General features: G+C 65.5%; 2 protein-coding genes. Both read left to right on the top strand.

Annotation, left to right across the window (positions count from 1 at the left end; translation table 11 throughout):
• Positions 1 to 966 (top strand): ribonuclease J (locus ACYP01_RS23795; RefSeq protein WP_459682761.1); only part of this gene is annotated, 966 nt, incomplete at its 5' end.
• A 59-nt stretch (positions 967 to 1,025) separates the two neighbouring features.
• Positions 1,026 to 1,332: maleylpyruvate isomerase family mycothiol-dependent enzyme (locus ACYP01_RS23790; protein ID WP_459682759.1), on the top strand; the 307-nt coding region annotated here is incomplete at its 3' end.

The following is a 1,332-nucleotide window of genomic DNA, read 5'->3' as shown; positions in this document are numbered from 1 at the left end:
AGCCACGTGCATCGCATCCAGCAGGTCGTCGACGTAGCCGCTCGGTACAACCGCCGCATCGTCTTCGTCGGCCGCTCGATGGTCCGCAACATGCAGATCGCCCAGGATCTGGGCTACCTGACGGTGCCCGACGGCCTCGTCGTAGACATCGACACCGCCGCCACCCTTCCCGACGATCGCCTGGTGCTCATTTCGACGGGTTCGCAAGGTGAGCCGTTGGCAGCGCTCTCGCGGATGGCGCGCGGCGAACACCGTCAGATCAACATCCGCGCCAACGACCTGGTCGTTCTCGCGTCTTCGCTGATCCCGGGCAACGAGAACTCCGTTTTTGCCGTGGTCAACGGTTTGGCCAAGCGCGGTGCCACCGTCGTGACCCAGCAGAGCGCCAAGGTTCACGTCTCGGGCCACGCGTCCGCCGGTGAGTTGCTCTACCTGTACAACGCGGTTCGGCCCACCAATGCCATGCCCGTCCACGGTGAATGGCGGCACCTGCGTGCCAACGCCGCGCTGGCAAAGGCAACCGGCGTGCCGGAAGAGCGCATCGTATTGGCCGAGGACGGCGTCGTGGTCGACATGGTGGACGGCCTCGCCGAGATCGTCGGACGCGTACCGGTCGGGCACGTCTACGTCGACGGTCTGTCCGTCGGCGACGTCGGTGAGCCGACGCTGTCCGATCGCCTCGTGCTCGGTGAGGGCGGCTTCATCGCGATCACCATCGTCATCAACGAGTCGACGGGCCGTGCGGTCAGCACCCCCGAGGTGTCCGGTCGCGGCTTCTCCGACGATCCGACAGCGCTCAAGGCTGCCGCGGATCTCGTGGAATCGGACCTGGCCCGGTTGGCGAGCGAAGGCGTCATCGACGCTCATCGCATCGCGCAGTCGGTGCGCCGCGTCGTCGGACGCTGGGTTGCGGACAAGTACCGCCGCCGTCCGATGATCATTCCGACGGTCATCGCGGTTCCGTAGATTCGGCACAGCAGGTCGCTTCCGCTCGAACCCGGTCCGGTTCGAGTACTTTGGCGAAGGTGACCTTCGCTCATGACGAACGACTCGCCCTGGTGGACAGCATGGTCGAATTCGGCCCCGATGCTCCGACACTGTGTGGGGAGTGGACCAATCGTGACCTGGCAGCACATCTGATAGTCCGGGAGCGGCGTCTCGACGCCGCTCCCGGAATCATGTTGAGCCCTCTTGCCGGTCACACCGAGAGCGTGCGTAAGGCCGCAGCGGCGCGTCCGTGGGAGGAGATCCTCGACGACGTTCGGAGTGGGCCGCCTCGGTGGTCGCCGATGTACTGGCTCGACGCGCAGGTGAATACCACGGAAATGTTCA

The organism is Rhodococcus sp. no. 34 (genome assembly GCF_054589475.1).
The sequence above is the reverse complement of the archived record's forward strand: the minus strand, read 5'-3'. Positions and strand labels throughout refer to the sequence as shown.